An 18,444-nucleotide genomic window follows, 5' to 3' on the forward strand; every position below is an offset into this window, starting at 1 on the left:
GGGGAGCCGTTGTGACCAGCGAACTGCACGAGCCCGTCCGCCCCGTCGCCGTCGTGGGCGCTGCGTGCCGGCTGCCCGGCGCGTCCGGGCCCGCCGCGTTCTGGAGTCTGCTGCGCGAGTCGCGCACCGCGGTGGGCGAGACCCCGCCGGACCGCGCGACCCGGCTCGCCGACGACCATCCGGGCGTGCGCTTCGGCGGATACCTCGACGACATCGCGGGCTTCGACGCCGAGTTCTTCGGGATCTCCCCCCGCGAGGCCGCCGCGATGGACCCGCAGCAGCGGCTGCTGCTGGAGCTGGCCTGGGAGGCGTTCGAGGACGCCGGGACCGTTCCGGAGACGGTGCGGGGCGCGGCCGCCGGCGTGTTCGTCGGCGGGATCGCCGACGAGTACGCGGCGCTGTCGCGGCCCGCCGCCATCGGACGGCACACCCTGACCGGAACCACCCGGGGCATCCTCGCCAACCGCCTGTCGTACGCCTTCGGACTGCGCGGGCCGAGCGTCGCGGTGGACTCCGCGCAGTCGTCGTCGCTGGTCGCGGTGCACCTGGCGTGCGAGAGCCTGCGCCGCGGCGAGAGCGACCTGGCGCTGGCGGGCGGCGTCAACCTCATCGTCGACCCCGACGGGACCGCCGCCGTCGCGAGGTTCGGCGGGCTGTCCCCGGACGGGGCGTGCCACACCTTCGATCGCCGCGCCAACGGCTACGTGCGCGGCGAGGGCGCGGTGCTGCTCCTGCTCAAGCCGCTGGAGGCCGCCGTGGCCGACGGCGACCGCGTCTACGCGGTGCTGCTGGGCGGCGCCGTCAACAACGACGGGGCGACCGAGGGGCTCACCGTGCCCAGCGCGCGGGCGCAGGCCGAGGTGATCGGCAAGGCGTGCGCCGCGTCCGGGATCTCCCCGGCCGACCTGAGCTATGTCGAACTGCACGGCACGGGAACGCCTGTAGGCGACCCCGTGGAAGCGCGCGCGCTCGGCCTCGCCCGCCCTGACGGCCCCGTCCTGCACGTCGGCTCGGTCAAGACGAACGTCGGCCACCTGGAGGGCGCCGCGGGAGTGACGGGGCTGCTCAAGGCGGTCCTCAGCGTCGCGCACCGGGAGCTGCCCGCCAGCCTCAACTTCACCGATCCCAACCCCGACATCGACTTCGAGGGATGGCGCCTGAAGGTGCGGACCGCCACCGGCCCCTGGCCCGGCGACGGCCCCCGGCTCCTCGCGGGCGTCTCCTCCTGGGGCATGGGAGGCACGAACTGCCACCTCGTCGTGGCGTCCGCGCCCGCAGCGGCGCCTGCACGGGACCGGGACGGGGACGGCCTCCGGGAAGCCGACGGGGCGCAGGAAGGACCGCTGCTGCTGAGCGCGCGGACGGACCGCGCCCTGCAGGAGTCCGCGCGGCGACTGCTGGAGCTCGGCGACCTTCCCCCGGGCACGGCCCGCACCCTCGCGACCGCGCGCACGGCGTTCTCCCGGCGGGCCGCGGTGACCGGAGACCGGAAGGCGGGCCTGGAGGCGCTGGCCGCAGGGCTCCCGGCGGCCGGGCTGGTCACCGGGAACGCCGTCCGGGGCCCGGTGGGGGTGCTCTTCCCCGGGCAGGGCAGCCAGCGGCCGGGGATGGGCTCGGCGGAGCCCGTCTACCGCGCGGCCTTCGCGGCGGCCGCCGAGGCGCTCGACCCGCTGCTCCCGCTGCCGCTCGCCGATGTCGTCGCGGAGGCGGAGGGGACACGGGGGCTGCTGCGCAGGACCCTGTACACCCAGCCCGCGCTCTTCGCCGTGGAGGTGGCCTCCTACCGGCTGCTGGAGTCGTTCGGGGTGCGGCCCGCGTTCGTCGCCGGGCACTCGATCGGCGAGGTCGCGGCGGCGCACGTCGCCGGGGTGCTGGACCTGGAGTCGGCCGCGGCGCTGATCGCCGCCCGCGGCAGGCTCATGGACGCGCTGCCCGAGGGCGGCGCGATGCTCGCGGTGGGCGCCGCCGAGCAGGACGCCGCGGCGCTCCTGGAGGGGATCGAGGCCAGCGCCGGGGTCGCCGCGGTCAACGGCCCGGCCGCGGTCGTGCTGTCCGGCGACGCGGCCGCGCTGGCCGTCGCGGCCGGGCGGGCGGCGGAGGCGGGGTACCGCACCCGGTTCCTGGAGGTCAGCCACGCCTTCCACTCGCCGCTCATGGAGCCGATGCTGGCGGAGTTCCGGGACGTCCTGTCCGGGCTGACCTACCATGAGGCGCGCCTGCCGTTCGTCTCGACGCTCACCGGCGACCTCGTGGCCACCACGGACCCCGGCCACTGGGTCGAGCACGCCCGCCGCCCCGTGCTGTTCGCGCGCGCCCTCGCCCGCCTCGCCGACCTGGGCGCCGCCGTCCACGTCGAGGCGGGCCCCGGCGCCACTCTCGCCGCGCTCGCCCGCGAGGCGGGGACGGCGCCGGTCGTGCCGCTGCTGGCCCGCGACGGCGACACCGCCGCGGCCCTCGGCCGCCTGTTCACCGCGGGCGTCGAGGCGGCGTGGCCGCGGGTGCTCCCGCCCGCGCCGCGCGTAGACCTGCCGACCTACCCGTTCCAGCGCGAGCACCACTGGCTGCCCGCCGCGCCCCGGGACGGCGGGCCCGCGACGGACGCCGTCCGCCGGGATCCCGCGCCGACGGGCGGCGTCTCCTCCGGCCGGGAGGCGCCCGGTGCGCCGGCGGCGCGCGACAGGGCCGAGGTGGAGCGCGCCGTTCTCGCGACCGTCGCCGCGGTCCTCGGGTACGCCGACGCCGCACGGGTAGCCCGCGACACCGCCTTCCGCGACCTCGGCCTGGACTCCCTGGGCCTGGTCGAGGTGCGCGAGCGCGTCGGCGAGGCACTGGGGGCGGCGCTGGACGCGGGCGCGCTCTTCGCGCACCCGACCGTGGACGCCCTGGTGGACCACCTCGCCGGAGCAGGGGAGGAGGCGGCGGAGACCGAGGCGCGCGGCGGCGAAGGCGATCCCGTCGTCATCGTCGGCATGGGCTGCCGCTACCCGGGCGGGGTGCGCTCGCCCGAGGACCTGTGGACCCTGGTCGCCGAAGGCCGCGACGCCACGGAGGACTTCCCCAAGGACCGGGGCTGGGACCTCGGGGCGCTGTTCGACGAGGAGGGCCGCCCGGGGACGTCCCGCACCAGGCGCGGAGGGTTCCTGGACGGCGTCGCGGAGTTCGACCCGGAGTTCTTCGGCATCAGCCCGCGCGAGGCGCTCGCGGTCGACCCGCAGCAGCGGCTGCTGCTGGAGGTCGCCTGGGAGGCGCTGGAGCGCGCGGGGATCGATCCGCGCGCGCTCAAGGAGACCGACACCGGCGTCTTCGTGGGGGCGACCGCCTCGGACTACACGCCGCGCCTGCACGAGGGCGACGGCGTCTCCGACGGCTACCTTCTGACCGGTGGCACGATGAGCGTCGCCTCCGGCCGGATCGCCTATGTGCTGGGGCTGCGCGGTCCGGCGCTGACCGTGGACACGGCGTGCTCTTCGTCGCTGGTGGCGCTGGACCTGGCGGTGCGGTCGGTGCGTTCGGGGGAGTGCTCGCTGGCGCTGGCCGGGGGTGTCGCGGTGATGGCGTCGCCGGGCATGTTCGTGGAGTTCTCGCGGCAGCGCGGGCTGTCGCCCGATGGCAGGTGCCGGGCGTTCGGGGCGGGCGCCGACGGCACGGGCTGGGCCGAGGGCGTGGGCGTGCTCGTGGTGGAGCGGCTGTCGCGGGCGCGGCGGCACGGCCACCGGGTGCTGGCGGTCGTCGCGGGCACCGCGGTGAACCAGGACGGCGCGAGCAACGGGCTGACCGCGCCGAACGGCCGTGCGCAGGAGCAGGTCATCGCCCGCGCGCTGGCCGACGCGGGCCTGGACCCGCAGGACGTGGACGCGGTCGAGGCGCACGGCACGGGGACCCGCCTGGGCGACCCGATCGAGGCCCAGGCCCTGAGCGCGGCCTACGCGGGCGAGAAGAGGCGGGAGCCGCTGCGACTGGGCTCCTTGAAGTCGAACATCGGGCACGCGCAGGCCGCGGCGGGGGTGGGCGGTGTCATCAAGATGGTGCAGGCGCTGCGGCACGGGGTCCTGCCCCGGACGCTGCACGCCGACGAGCCCTCCCCGCACGTCTCCTGGACCGGCTCCGGCCTCGCCCTGCTCACCGCCGCCGAGCCCTGGCCGGAGCGCGGGGCGCCGCGCCGCGCGGGCGTGTCCTCCTTCGGGATCAGCGGCACCAACGCCCACGTCGTGCTCGAACAGGCGCCCGAGGAGGAGCCCGCTGGGCCCGCGGAGGGGCCGACCCCGCCCGTCCTGCTGTCCGCACCCGACGAAGCCGCCCTGCGCAGGCAGGCCGCGGCCTTGGAAGCCCACCTTCGGGCCCGTCCAGACCTGGCGCCCACCGCGGTCGCCGCGGCGCTCGCGCGCCGCACGCGGTTCCCGCACGGGGCCGCGCTGCCCGCGGACGCGTCCCTCCCCGAGGCGCTGCGCGCGCTCGCCGCGGGGCAGGCTCCCGCGGGCGCAGTCACCGGGACGGCGGCGCGCGGCGGGACGGTCTTCGTGTTCCCCGGCCAGGGCTCCCAATGGCCCGAGATGGCGCGCGAGCTGCTCGACGCGGCGCCGCTCTTCCGCGCCAAGGTCGAGGAGTGCGCGCGGGCCTTCGCGCCGCACGTGTCCTGGTCGCTCCTCGACGTGCTGCGCGGCGCCGACGGCGCCCCGGGACTCGACCGGGTGGACGTCGTCCAGCCCGCGCTGTTCGCGGTGATGGTCGCGCTCGCCGCGCTGTGGGAGGAGGCGGGCGTCGTCCCCGACGCGGTGGTCGGGCACTCCCAGGGCGAGATCGCCGCCGCGCACGTCGCGGGCGCGCTGAGCCTGGCGGACGCGGCCCGGCTGATCACCCTGCGCAGTATCGCGCTGCGGCGCGTCTCGGGCGCCGGAGGCATGGCCTCGGTGGCGCTGGGCGCGGACGAGGCCGCGGCGCGCGGCCTCCTGGACGGCCTGGAGCTCGCCGTGCGCAACGGACCGCGCTCGGTCGTCCTCGCAGGGGACGCCGACGCCCTGGACCGGATGGTCGCGCGCTGCGAGTCCGAAGGAGTGCGGGCCCGAAGGATCCCCGTCACCTACGCCTCGCACACCTCCGCCATGGAGGAGCTGCGCGCGGAACTGCTGGAGACCTTCGCCGACATCGTGGGCGGACCCTCCCGGATCCCGGTCCATTCCTCGGTGACGGGCACGGCGGCCGACACCGGGACGTTCGACGCCGCGCACTGGTACCGCAACCTCCGCGACACGGTGCGCTTCGACGACGCCGTCGGCGGGCTCCTGGACACCGGACACCGCAGGTTCGTCGAGATCAGCCCGCACCCGGTGCTGACGTTCGCGCTGGAGGAGGTCCTCGCCGACCGCGGTGTCACCGGCCCCGTCATCGGGACGCTCCGGCGCGGCGACGGCGGGCCCGGGGCGTTCGGCCGCGCGCTCGCGGCGGCGCACCTCGGCGGGGTGCCCGTCGCCTGGCGGACGCCCTCCGCCTCCGCGGACGTCCTCGACCTGCCCACCTACGCCTTCGACCGGCAGCGGTTCTGGCTCACCCCGTCCAGGCGCGGGCCCTCGGCGTCCCGGCACCCGCTGGTGGAGGACGCCGTGCCGCTCGCGGACGGCGGCGTCCTGCTCACCGCGGCCCTGGCGCCCGACCGGCTGCCGTGGCTCGCCGACCACGGCGTCCTCGGCCGCGCCCTCGTCCCGGGCACGGTGTTCGCCGAACTCGCCCTGCACGCCGGAGCGCTCACCGGCGCCCCCGCGGTCGCGGAGCTGACCGTCCTCGCGCCGCTGGCCCTGGCCCCGGCCCGGCTCCAGATCCTCGCTGGACCCCTCGACGAGGAGGGGCGCAGGACGCTCGCGGTGCACTCCCGCCCGTCCGAAGACGCGCCCTGGACGCTGCACGCGCGCGGGGTCCTGGCCGAGTCCCTGAGCACCCCGCCCTCCCCGCCCGTCCGGGGCGAGGCGGTCCCGGTGGACGTGCGGACCGTCTACGACACCCTCTTCGCCCGCGGCTACGACTACGGGCCCGCCTTCCAGGGGCTCATCTCGGCGTCACGCACCGGAACCGACCGGGCGCCGGAGATCCACGCCGTCGTCAACGGGCGGCCCTCCGGCGACTTCGCCGCGCACCCCGCGCTGCTGGACGCGGCCCTGCACCCCGTGGTCGCGGGCCTGTTCGGCGACGCCCCCGAGCGTCCCCTCCTCCCGTTCGCCTTCGAGGGGCTGCGGCTCCACCGGCCCGTGCCCGAGACCCTCCACGCGCGGATCAGCCCGCTCGGCCCCGACCGCTACCGCCTCGCCCTCGCCGACGAGGCGGGAGAGCCCGTCGCCGAGATCGCCTCGCTGTCGTTCCGACCCCTCGGCCTCCCCACCGCGGCGCTCCCGCCCGTCCACGACGTCGTCTGGGAACCGCTTCCCTCCGCAGCCCCGGTCTCCTTCACGCTGCTCCCGGCGTTCGGCGCCGCCGCGTTCCTCACCGACGTGCCGGACGGCGCCCGCGCGCCGGGCGGCACCGAGGCGGGGGAGGTGCTGCGGGCCGCGGGCGAGGGGCAGACCGTCGTGGTGCCGGTCACCGGCGCGCGCGGGGACACCGCGCGGGAGGCGCGAGCGCGCGCCGCGCGGGCGCTGGGGCTGATCCAGGACGTGCTCGCGGGCGCGGGGCGCCTGGTCCTCGCGGTCGAGGAGGGGGACCTGGCCTCCGCGCCCGTGCTCGGGCTCGCGCGGACCGCCGCGACCGAGCATCCGGGCCGCGTCGCGGTGGTGTCGGTCGCGGGCTCCGCGCCCGCGGCGACGGTCGCGGCCGACCACGGAGAGCCCGAGACCGCGGTGCGCGACGGCATCGCCCACGGGCCCCGCCTCGTGCCCGGCGAGGTCGCCGAGCAGCCCCGTCCGGCGCCGTCCGGCACGGTGCTCGTCACCGGGGGCACCGGCGTGCTCGGCGGCCTCGTGGCGCGCCGCCTCGCCGCCGCCCCGCGCCCCCCGCACCTGCTGCTGGTGTCCCGGGCGGGCGCCGCCGCGCCCGGCGCCGAGGCGCTGGCGGCGGAGCTCGCCGAGGCCGGAGCCGAGACGACGCTCGCGGCCTGCGACGTCGCCGACCGCGAGGCGCTCGCCGCGCTCCTCGCGGCGATCCCGGCCGACCGTCCGCTGCGCGGCGTCGTGCACACCGCGGGCGTCCTGGACGACGCGACGGTCGCCCGCGCCGACGCCGCGCGCCTGGACCGCGTCCTGCGCCCCAAGGCCGACGCGGCATGGCATCTGCACGAGCTCACCGACGGCCTCCCGCTGGAGCGGTTCGACCTGTTCTCCTCCGCGGTCGGCGTCGTCGGCGCCGCGGGGCAGGCCGCCTACGCCGCGGCCAACGCCTTCCTCGACGCGCTCGCCGAGCACCGCCACGCGCTCGGGCTGCCCGCGGCGTCGGTCGCCTGGGGCCTGTGGGACACCGCGGCGGGGATGGCCGGGCACCTCGACGCCGCGGACCGGGCCCGCCTGGCCAGGGCGGGCGTCGGCACGGTCCCCGCCGCCGGCGGCCTGGAGGTGCTGGACCGCCTCACCGCGCCGCGCGCGTTCGTCGCGCCGCCCGACCTCCCGGCCCTGCGCGCCGAGGCCGCCGCCGGAAGGCTGCCCGCGCTCTTCGCCCGCCTCGTGCGCCGCCCCGTCCGCGCGGACGGGCCGCTGGGCGCGTGGGCCTCCCGGCTGCTCGCCGCACGCCCCGAGGACCGTGCGCGGACCGCGGCGGCGCTCCTGCGCGAGCAGGTGGCCGCCGTCCTGGGCGGGGCCGGCGAGATCCCCGCGGACCGCGCCTTCAAGGACCTCGGGTTCGACTCGCTGACCGCGATGGAGCTGCGCAACCGGCTCACGTCACTGACGGGGCTCGACCTGCCGGCCACCGTCGTCTTCGAGTTCCCGACTCTGACGGCCCTCGCCGAGCACCTCCTCGCCTCCCTCGACGGCACCGAGGAGCTCAACGGGCAGGCGGCGCTCAACGGGCAGGCCGCGCCCGTGCCCTCCGGCCCCGCCACCGGGGACGGGCGGCAGGAGGACCCCGTCGTCATCGTCGGGATGGGATGCCGCTACCCGGGCGGCGTCGACTCACCGGACGGCCTGTGGGACCTCGTCGCCGCCGGGAGGGACGCCGTCGGGGAGTTCCCCGCCGACCGCGGCTGGAACGTCGAGGCGCTCTACGATCCCGACCCCGAACGGCGCGGCACCTCCACCACCCGGCACGGCGGCTTCCTGCACGACGCCGGCGAGTTCGACGCCGCGTTCTTCGGGATGAGCCCGCGCGAGGCCCTCGCCACCGATCCGCAGCAGCGGCTGCTGCTCCAGGTCGCCTGGGAGGCGCTGGAGCGCGCCGGGATCGACCCGCGCGCCCTGAAGGAGAGCGCGACCGGGGTGTTCGTCGGCGCGATGTACGACGACTACGCCTCCCGCCTGCGCAGCGCCCCCGCCGACCTGGAGGGGCTGCTGCTGGCCGGGAACCAGTCCAGCGTCGCCTCCGGCCGGATCGCCTATCAGCTGGGTCTGCGCGGTCCGGCCCTGACCGTGGACACCGCGTGCTCTTCGTCGCTGGTGGCACTGGACCTCGCGGTGCGGGCCGTGCGCTCGGGGGAGTGCTCCCTGGCGCTGGCCGGAGGCGTCGCGGTGATGGCCTCGCCGTCGATGTTCGTGGAGTTCTCGCGGCAGCGCGGGCTGTCGCCCGACGGCAGGTGCCGGGCGTTCGGGGCGGGCGCCGACGGCACCGGCTGGGCCGAGGGCGTGGGCGTGCTCGTGGTGGAGCGGCTGTCGCGGGCCAGGGAGCTCGGCCATCCCGTCCTCGCCGTGGTGGCCGGCACCGCGGTCAACCAGGACGGCGCGAGCAACGGCCTGACCGCGCCGAACGGCCGTGCGCAGGAGCAGGTCATCGCCCGCGCGCTGGCCGACGCGGGCCTGCATCCGCAGGACGTGGACGCGGTCGAGGCGCACGGCACGGGGACCCGCCTGGGCGACCCCATCGAGGCCCGCGCCCTCATCGCCGCCTACGGGGCCGACCGCAGCGAACCCCTTCTCCTCGGCTCCTTGAAGTCGAACATCGGGCACGCGCAGGCCGCGGCGGGGGTGGGCGGCGTCATCAAGATGGTGCAGGCGCTGCGGCACGGGGTCCTGCCCCGGACCCTGCACGCCGACGAGCCCTCGCCCCACGTCGACTGGGCGGCGGCGCCCGTGGCCCTGCTCACCGAGCCCGCGCCCTGGCCGGAGCGGGGCGCGCCGCGCCGCGCGGGCGTGTCCTCCTTCGGGATCAGCGGCACCAACGCCCACGTCATCCTGGAGGAGCCCCCGACCCCCGGCCCCGTCCCCGCCGGCAACCCCCCGGCCTGGCTCTCCGCCTCGTCCGAGGGGTCCGCACACGGCGCAGGCCGGGCCGCCGAAGGCCGGGCCGACGCGGGGAGCGGAGCGCCGCTGGTGCTGTCGGCGGCCACGGAGGCGGCGCTGGCCGCGCAGGCCGCCGGGCTGCGCGCGGCGCTGGAGCGGGAGGCGGTGGAGGCCGCGGACGCGGGTTTCACGCTGGCCCGGCGCACCCGGTTCCCGCGGCGCGCCGTCGTGGACGCGCCGCCCGCGGGGCTCGCCGCGGCGCTGGACGCGCTCGCCGAAGGGCGGCGGCATCCGGCGGTCGTCACCGGCGCGGCGGTCCCCGACCAGCGCCTGGCGTTCGTGTTCTCCGGGCAGGGCTCCCAGCGGCCCCGCATGGCACTCGGACTGCTGGCGTCCTCACCGGTGTTCGCGGCGGCCTTCGACGAGGTGGACCGCAGGCTCGGCGGCGGGTTGCGCGGCCTGCTCGCCGGGGACGGCGCGGCGCTGCGCGAGACCCGCAACGCCCAGCCCGCCCTGTTCGCGGTGCAGGTCGCGCTCTACCGGCTCGCCGAGGCGCACGGGGTGCGTCCCGACGTCCTCATCGGCCATTCCGTCGGCGAGGTGGCCGCCGCGCACGTCGCGGGCGTGCTCGGCCTCGACGACGCGTGCGCGCTCGTGGAGGCGCGCGGCCGCCTGATGCAGGAGGCGCGCGCCGACGGCGCCATGGCCGCGTTCGAGGCGACCGAGGAGGAGGCGCTCGCGCTCGCCGCGGGCACCGCCGACCTCGCCGCGGTCAACGGGCCGTCGGCCGCGGTCCTGTCCGGCGACGCCGAGGCCGTCGACGCGCTCGTCGCGCGCTGGAAGGCGACGGGAAGGCGCGCGACCCGCCTCAAGGTGAGCCACGCGTTCCACTCCGCGCACATGGACGGCGTGCTCGGGCGGTTCCGGGAGTTCCTCGCCGAAGTCTCCTTCGGGCCGGCGGCGCTGCCGATCGTGTCCACCGCGACCGGGCGGCCCGCCGGGGACCTGGAGATGGCCGATCCGGACTACTGGACCGCGCAGCTGCGCGGCCCCGTGCGCTTCGCCGACGCGGTGCGCGCGGCCCGCGCGGGCGGGGCGACCCGGTTCGCCGAACTCGGCCCCGACGGGTCGCTCACCGCGGCCGTCCAGGAGACGGTGAGCGACGACACGGTCGGCGCCGACGCGCAGGAGGTGGTCGCCGTCGCGCTGCTCAGGGCGGACCGGCCCGAGCCCGCGGCCTTCCGCACCGCCCTGGCCCACCTGCACGTGGCGGGGGTCCCGGTCGACTTCACCGCCTTCGCGCCGGAAGGGAGGCTCGTCCCGCTGCCGACGTACCCGTTCCAGACCCGCCGCTACTGGCTGCTGCCTTCCGACGACGCCGCGAGCCCCGCCGCGCTCGGCCTCGACGCCGCGCCGCACCCGCTGCTCGGCACCGCCGTGGACCTGCCGGACGGCGGGCGCCTGCACACCGGGGCGCTGTCGCCCGCCCGTCACCCCTGGCTGGCCGACCACCGGATCGACGGGACGCCCCTGCTGCCCGCCGCGGCCCTCACCGAACTGGCCCTCGCCGTCGGCGCGGCCGCGTCCCGCCCGTACCTGGCCGACCTATCCCTCGACGTCCCCGTCGTCCTCACCGCGGACCTCCATCTCCAGGCGGCCCTCGCCCCCGACGGCACCCTCAGCTTCCGCACCCGCCCCGGACCCTCCTCCCCGTGGACCACTCACGGCACCGCCTCCTTGACCTCGGATCCCGTCAGCCCCGCTCCGCCGCCCGAAGGAGTGGCGCGCAAGGAGAGGAACGAGGTCCTGGTCGAAGAGGGAGCCGCGGAGGAGGCCTACGAGCGGCTGGCGGGAGAAGGGCTCGCCTACGGACCCGCGTTCCGCGGGCTGCGGGCCGCCCGCGCCGAGGACGGCGTGCTCTACGCCGAGGCCACGCTGCCGTCGGCGCTCGCCGAGGACGCGGCGCGGTTCCTCGTGCACCCGGCGCTCCTCGACGCGCTGCTGCACGTGCTCCCGCTGGGCGGCGCAGGCGGCCCACGGCGGGTGCCCGTCTCGCTGGAGGGGGTCCGGGTGCACGCGCCCGCCACGCCGCGGCTGCGCGCGAGGCTGGTGCCGACCGGGCCGGACGCCTACCGCGTGGAGGCCGCCACGCCCGAGGGCAGACTGGTCCTCACCATCGAGAGGCTGCGGGTCAGGGCGCTCCCGCCGAGGGCGCGGCTCCTCGCGCAGGTCTGGGAGCCTGCGGACGGCGCCGCGCGCGCCGCGGGCGAGACCGTCGAGGTGACGGACGCGCACCACGCCCTGCGCGCGGTCCGGGAACGCCTCGCCGAGGCCGACCCCGCGCCGCTCACCGTCGTGACCCGCGGCCGGGCGGTCCGCGACGGCGAGGCGGCCGGCGCGGACGCGGCCGCCGCGTGGGGCGTCGTCCAGGCGGCGCAGGCCGAGCACCCCGGGATCTTCTTCCTCCTCGACGCCGACGCGCCCGTGCCCGCCCTCCTGCCCGAGGCCCCGCGCGCCGCGCTGCGCGACGGTGCCTTCCTCGTCCCGGTCCTCGCCCCCGTCCTCGCCCCGCTCCCGCCCCGCAGCCCCCGGACCCCGGCCGTCCCCGGCCCGAGGAGCGCCGCGCCGCGTGCGCCGGGCGGCGGGCGAGGGCCCTGGCCGCGCAGCGCCGCCGGAGGGACCGTCCTCATCACCGGCGGGACCGGGGCCGTCGGCAGGGCGGTGGCCCGGCATCTCGTGACCGCGCACGGGGTCCGCGACGTGGTGCTCGCCGGGGCGCGCGGCGCGGCGCACCCGGAGGCCGGGCCGATCGAGCGGGAGCTGCGGGAGGCCGGTGCCACGGTCCGGCTCGCCGCCTGCGACCCCGCCGACCGCGCCGCGCTCGCCGCGCTGCTCGCGGGGATTCCCCGCCTGACCGGCGTGGTGCACGCCGCGGGGATCACCGGCGACGCGACCGTCGCGCGCCTCGCCCCCGAGGCGCTCGCCCGCGTCGTCGCCCTCAAGGCCGACGCCGCGCGGCACCTCGACGCGCTCACCCGCGACCTCGACCTCGACGCGTTCGTGGCCTTCGGCTCCGTCGCCGGGATCCTCGGCACCGCGGGCCAGGCCGCCTACGGGGCGGCCAACGCCGCGCTGGAGGCGGTCGTGCGCGAGCGCCGGGCGGCCGGGCGGCCCGCCCTGACCGTGCACTGGGGCCTGTGGGACCTCGACGCGGGAATGGGCGCGGCGCTGACGCCGCGCGACCTGGCCCGCCTGTCGGCCGCGGGCCTCGCCCCGATGCCGCCCGCCGACGCCCTCGCCCTGCTCGACGCGGCCCTCGCCGCGGACCTGCCCGCCGTCGTCGCCGCGGCACTGGAACCCGCCGGGTCCGCCCCTGCGCTTACCCCCGCCGTGCGGCCCGCCCACGACGAGCTGTCCGGTAACTCCGCTTTCGCGCCTTCCGCCCACCCCACACCCGGGGGCGCCTCCGCGGGTGCGGTGGGTGCGAGCGGGGGCGTCGAACAGGTCGAGACGTGGGCCGTGGAGGGCGGATGGGCGGAGCCCGGCGGCGCGGCGGGGTCCGCCGGCCCGGGGTTCGCGGAGCGGCTCGCGCTCGTCGTCGGGGCCGTCGCGGAGGTGCTCGGGTACGCGCCCGAGGAGATCGAGGAGGACCGCGGGTTCGCCGACCTCGGCCTGGACTCGCTGACCGCCGTCGAGCTGCGCAACCGGCTCGGCGCTGAGCTCGGGCGGAGGCTGCCGGGGCCCGTCGTGTTCGACCATCCCACGCCCGAGGCGCTCGCCCGGTACCTCACCGCGCAGGACGGCCCGGCCGAGCCGCCCGCGGCGGACGGCGCCGCGTTCCCCGGGCCCGGCGTACCGGATCCCGCCGACGACGCCGTCGCCATCATCGGGATGGCGTGCCGGTTCCCCGGCGGCGTCCGCACCCCCGCCGACCTCTGGGCGCTGGTGGCGGAGGGCCGCGACGCGATCACCCCGTTCCCCGACGACCGCGGATGGGACGCCGACCTGTTCGACCCCGACCCCGACCGGCCCGGCGCGTCGCTGACCCGGCACGGCGGGTTCCTGCACGACGCCGCCGAGTTCGACCCGGGCTTCTTCGGCATCAGCCCGCGCGAGGCCCTCGCCGTGGACCCGCAGCAGCGGCTGCTGCTGGAGACCGCGTGGGAAGCGATCGAAGACGCCGGGATCGACCCGGCGACCCTGCGCGGCAGCCAGAGCGGCGTCTTCGTCGGCGTCATGTACGCCGACTACGGGGCGCGGCTGCACCAGCGGCGCGGCTCGGGCCGCGACCTGGAGGGCTACCTGGTGAGCGGCAGCGCGGGCAGCGTCGCCTCCGGCCGGATCTCCTACACCCTCGGGCTGGAGGGCCCGGCCGTCACCGTCGACACCGCGTGCTCGTCCTCGCTGGTCGCGGTGCACCAGGCGGCGCAGGCGCTGCGGCTCGGCGAATGCGGCCTCGCCCTGGCCGGCGGCGCGACCGTGATGGCGAGCCCGGCGACGTTCATCGAGTTCAGCCGCCAGCGCGGCCTCGCGCCCGACGGCAGGTGCAAGCCCTTCTCGGCCGCCGCCGACGGCACCGCCTGGGGCGAGGGCGCGGGACTGCTCCTGCTGGAGCGCCTCTCGGACGCGCGCCGCAACGGGCATCGCGTGCTGGCGGTCGTGCGCGGCTCGGCCGTCAACCAGGACGGTGCGAGCAACGGCCTCACCGCGCCCAACGGACCCGCCCAGGAACGGGTCATCCGGGCCGCGCTGCGCGCCGCGGGCCTGCGTCCCGCCGACGTCGACGTCCTGGAGGCGCACGGCACCGGGACCCGCCTCGGCGACCCGATCGAGGCAGGCGCCGTCCTGTCCACCTACGGCGAGCGCGCCGGACGCGCGCCGCTGCTCATGGGCTCGGTCAAGTCCAACCTCGGGCACACCCAGGCCGCGGCGGGCGTCGCGGGGATCATCAAGACCGTCCAGGCGCTGCGGCACGGAAAGGTCCCCGGCACCCTGCACCTCGCCGGGCTGAGCGAGCACGTGGACTGGTCGCCGGGCACCGTCCGGGTGCCGGACGCGACCGTCGCCTGGCCCGGCGACGGCGGCCCGCGCCGCGCCGCGGTCTCCTCCTTCGGTATCGGCGGCACCAACGCCCACGTCGTCCTGGAGGGCGGCGAGCCCGAGCCGGTGCCCGCCGCGCCGGAGGAGGCGCGCCCCGTCGTCTGGGTGCTGAGCGCCCGCTCGCCGGAGGAGCTGGCCGACCAGGCGGCGCGGCTGCGCGACAGGGTCACGGCCGACCCCGGACTGCGTCCCGCCGACGTCGCGTTCTCCCTGGCGACGGCGCGCACCGCGTTCGAGCACCGCGCGGCGATCGCCGGCCGGGACCGCGACGAGCTGCTGCGCGGCCTCGAAGCGCTGCTCGCCGGCACCCCGACCGAGCGCGGCGGCTACCCCCACGTCGCCACCGGGACGGCGCGCCGCGGCCGCACCGCGGTGCTCTTCACCGGGCAGGGCAGCCAGCGCGCCGGCATGGCCGAGGCGCTGCGCCGCCAGTTCCCGGTGTTCGACCGCGCCTTCACCGCGGCGGCCGAGGCCGTGCGCGCCGCCGACGGCCCCGATGTCGCCGCTTCGATCGCCGACCCCGGCAGCATCGACAGGACCCGGCACACCCAGCCCGCGCTCTTCGCCGTCGAGGTCGCGCTGTTCCGGCTGCTGGAGTCCTGGGGCCTGGCCGCGGACCTCCTGGCCGGGCACTCCATCGGCGAACTGGCCGCCGCCCACGTCAGCGGCTCCCTCGGCCTGGCGGAGGCGGCCGCGCTCGTGGTGCTGCGGGCGCGGCTCATGCAGGACCTCCCCGAGGGAGGTCTGATGGCCGCCGTCCAGGCGTCCCCCGACGACGTCGCGCCCTTCCTCGGGGAAGGTGTGGACCTGGCCGCGGTGAACGGTCCGGGCTCGGTGGTGCTGTCCGGCGACGCCGAGGCCGTCGCGCGGGCGTCGGCGGAACTCGCCGCGCGCGGCCACCGCGTCCGGCGGCTCACCGTCAGCCATGCCTTCCACTCCGCGCACATGGAGCCCATGACCGGGCCGTTCCGCGCCGCGGTCGGGACACTGCCCGCGCGGCCGCCCCGCGTCCCGGTCGTCTCCACCCTCACCGGCGCCGAGGCCTCCGCCGAGGTGCTCGGCTCCGGCGCGCACTGGGCCGCGCAGGTGCGCGGGACGGTCCGCTTCGCCGACGCGGTCACCCGGCTGCGCGCCCTGGGCGCGGCCCGTTTCCTGGAACTAGGCCCGGACGCCGCGCTCACCGCGATGGTCAAGGAGAGCGACCCGGACGCCGCGGCCCACGCCGTGCTGCGCCGCGGCCAGGACGACACCGCCTCCCTGTGGGCCTTCGTCGCCGAAGCGTTCACCGCGGGCGTCTCCTGGGACTGGCGCGCCCTGTTCGGCGCGCGCGCCTCCGTCGTCGCGCTGCCCACCTACCCGTTCCGGCGCGAGCGGCTGTGGCTCATGCCCCCGCCCGGCGACGCCACCGCCGCCGGGGTCGGCGCGGACGAGCCGGCGCACCCGCTGCTGGCCGCCTCGGTCGGCACCCCCGACGGCGGGCAGGCCGTGCACACAGGGGTGCTGTCGCACCGGCGCGTCCCCTGGCTGGCCGGGCACGCGCTGCGCGGCGTCCCCGTCCTGCCCGCCGCCGCCCTGCTCGACCTGCTCGGCTCGCTGGCCCGCGAACACGGCGCCGCGGGACTCGCCGAGCTGACCCTGCACGCCCCGCTGCCCGTCGCGGCGGACGAGGAGGTGCGGCTGCGCGTCACCGTCCAGGGCGACGACGTGCGCGTCCACGCCCGAGCCGCGGCGGACGAGGAGTGGACCCTGCACGCCGAGGCGGTCCTGAGCGCGCAGGCCCCCGCCTTCGAGCCGATCGAGCCGCCCGCCGCGACGCCGCCGGAGGACCTCGGCGGCCTCTACCCCGCCCTCGCCGAACAGGGCTACGACTACACCGGGCCCTTCCGCGCGCTGCGCGCCCTGCACCGGGCGCCCGACGCCCTCTACGCGGAGGTGGAGGCCGAAGGGACCGGCGAGGACGAGGACGTCGCGGCGGCTCTGATCGACGCGGCCTTCCACGCCCGCGTCGCCGGGGCGAGGGCGACCGGCGGCGGCGGACCGCTCCAGGTGCCGCACACGTTCCGGTCCGTGCGCCTGCACGCGGCCCCGCGCGGCCGCCTGATCGCCCGCCTCGCGCCCACGGGCGAGGACTCCTTCGCGCTCGACCTCGCGACGCCCGACGGCGACCCCGTCCTGTCCGTGGCGGAGGTCCGCACCCGGCCGCTGCCCGCGGACGCCCTGGCGTCGCGGGCCCCCGCGCTGCGGCCCTACGAACTCGCCTGGGTGCCCGCGCCGAAGGCGGCGCCCGCACCCGCCGCCCCGGTCTCCGTGCTGTCCTTCGGCCCGTTCCGCGCCGACGCCCTCGCGGCGTCCGGACTGCCCGTGACGGAGGCCCCTCAGGACGCCGCGGGCACGCTCATCGCGGAGGCCCCCGAAGGCGCCCTGCGCGAAGGCGTCCTCGCCGTTCGGGACCTCCTGCTGGCGCTGCCGCCGGAGGCGTTCCTGCTCGTGGTCACGCGCGGCGCGGTGCGCGCCGCCGTGGACGACGCGGTCACCGGCCTGGACGGCGCCGCCGTGTGGGGCCTGGTCAGGACCGCGCTCCAGGAGCACCCGGGCCGCGTCGGCGTCCTGGACCTCGACGGGCATCCCGACTCGCTGGCGGCGCTGCCCGCGCTCGCGGCGGCCCGCCCCGGCCAGACCGCGCTGCGGCGCGGCGTCCCGCACGTCCCGAGGCTGCGCCCCGCCGCGGCCGAGGCCCCTCCCGCGCCCGACTTCGGCGACGGCACCGTCCTGGTCACCGGGGCGGGGGGAGCGCTCGGCTCGGCCGTCGCCCGCCACCTCGCGGCCCGCGCGCCCGGGTCGTTCGACCTGCTGCTGGTCAGCCGCAGGGGCGGCGCGGACCCGGTGCTCGCCGGACTCGCCGCGGAACTGGACGCCGAGGCCGCCGCCTGCGACCTCGCCGACGCCGCCGCGGTGGCGGCGCTCGTCGCGGGCCGGAGGCTCACCGCCGTCGTGCACGCCGCCGGCGCCCTGGAGGACGCCGTCCTGGAGAACCTCACCCCGGAGGCGCTCGACCGCGTCCTGCGGCCCAAGGCGGACGCCGCCTGGAACCTGCACCGGGCCACCGAAGGCCACGACATCAAGGCCTTCGTCCTGTTCTCCTCCCTCGCCGGAACCCTGGGCAACGCAGGCCAGGGCGCGTACGCCGCCGCGAACGCCTGGCTGGACGCGCTCGCCGAGCGGCGCCGCGACGAGGGACTGCCCGCGGCATCCCTCGCCTGGGGCCTGTGGGAGGACGGCATGGGCGCCTCCCTCGACGCCGCCGGGAGGGGCCGCCTGCACCGGCTCGGGATCCGCCCCCTCAGCGTCCCCGAAGGGCTCGCGCTGTTCGACCGGACGGCCCAGGCGGCCCGCGCCGTCTCGGTCCCGGCACGGCTGAGCCCCGCCCCGGACACCGACGTGCCCGAGGTGCTGCGCGACCTCCTGCCGCCGAGCGCCGCACGCGCCGCCGCCGTCCGCGTCCCCCTCAAGGAGCGGGTGGCCGGGCTGACCGAGGAGGCGGCCGAGGAGGAGATCGAGAAGGCCGTCGCGGCGAGGGTCGCCGAGGCGCTCGGGCTGGGCGAGGCGTCCCGGGTCCCGCGCGACCGTGGCCTGTTCGACCTGGGTCTCGACTCCCTGACCGGGGTGGAACTGCGCACGAGGCTCGGCGCCGACCTGGGCGAGCGGCTCCCCGCGACCGTCCTGTTCGACCACCCGACGGTCCGCGCGCTGACAAGCCACCTGCTGGAACGCTGCGCGCCCCCCGGGTTCGACGCGGACCTGCTGCACACCTGGGTGGACGGCGCGGCCGGTCGCGCCCGCGACGACCTCGCCGCGGCCCTGCGCGCGGCGCTCGTCGCCTTGGACGGCGAGAACCCGGACGGAGAGAACCCGGACGAAGACGGCTTCACCGTGGGTTCGGCGTCCGACGACGAACTCTTCGGGTTGCTGGACCGAGAACTGAGCGAGTGAGAGGAGCGGT

General features: G+C 78.2%; 1 protein-coding gene. It reads left to right on the forward strand.

All coding sequences use genetic code 11. The features are described from left to right. The first annotated feature begins 11 nt into the window (after positions 1–11). Positions 12–18,434, forward strand: coding sequence for an SDR family NAD(P)-dependent oxidoreductase (locus ACYVOM_RS31830; RefSeq protein WP_460307250.1), 18,423 nt, complete (start codon positions 12–14; stop codon positions 18,432–18,434). Positions 18,435–18,444 lie beyond the last annotated feature (10 nt).

Source organism: Actinocorallia aurea, from assembly GCF_054783995.1.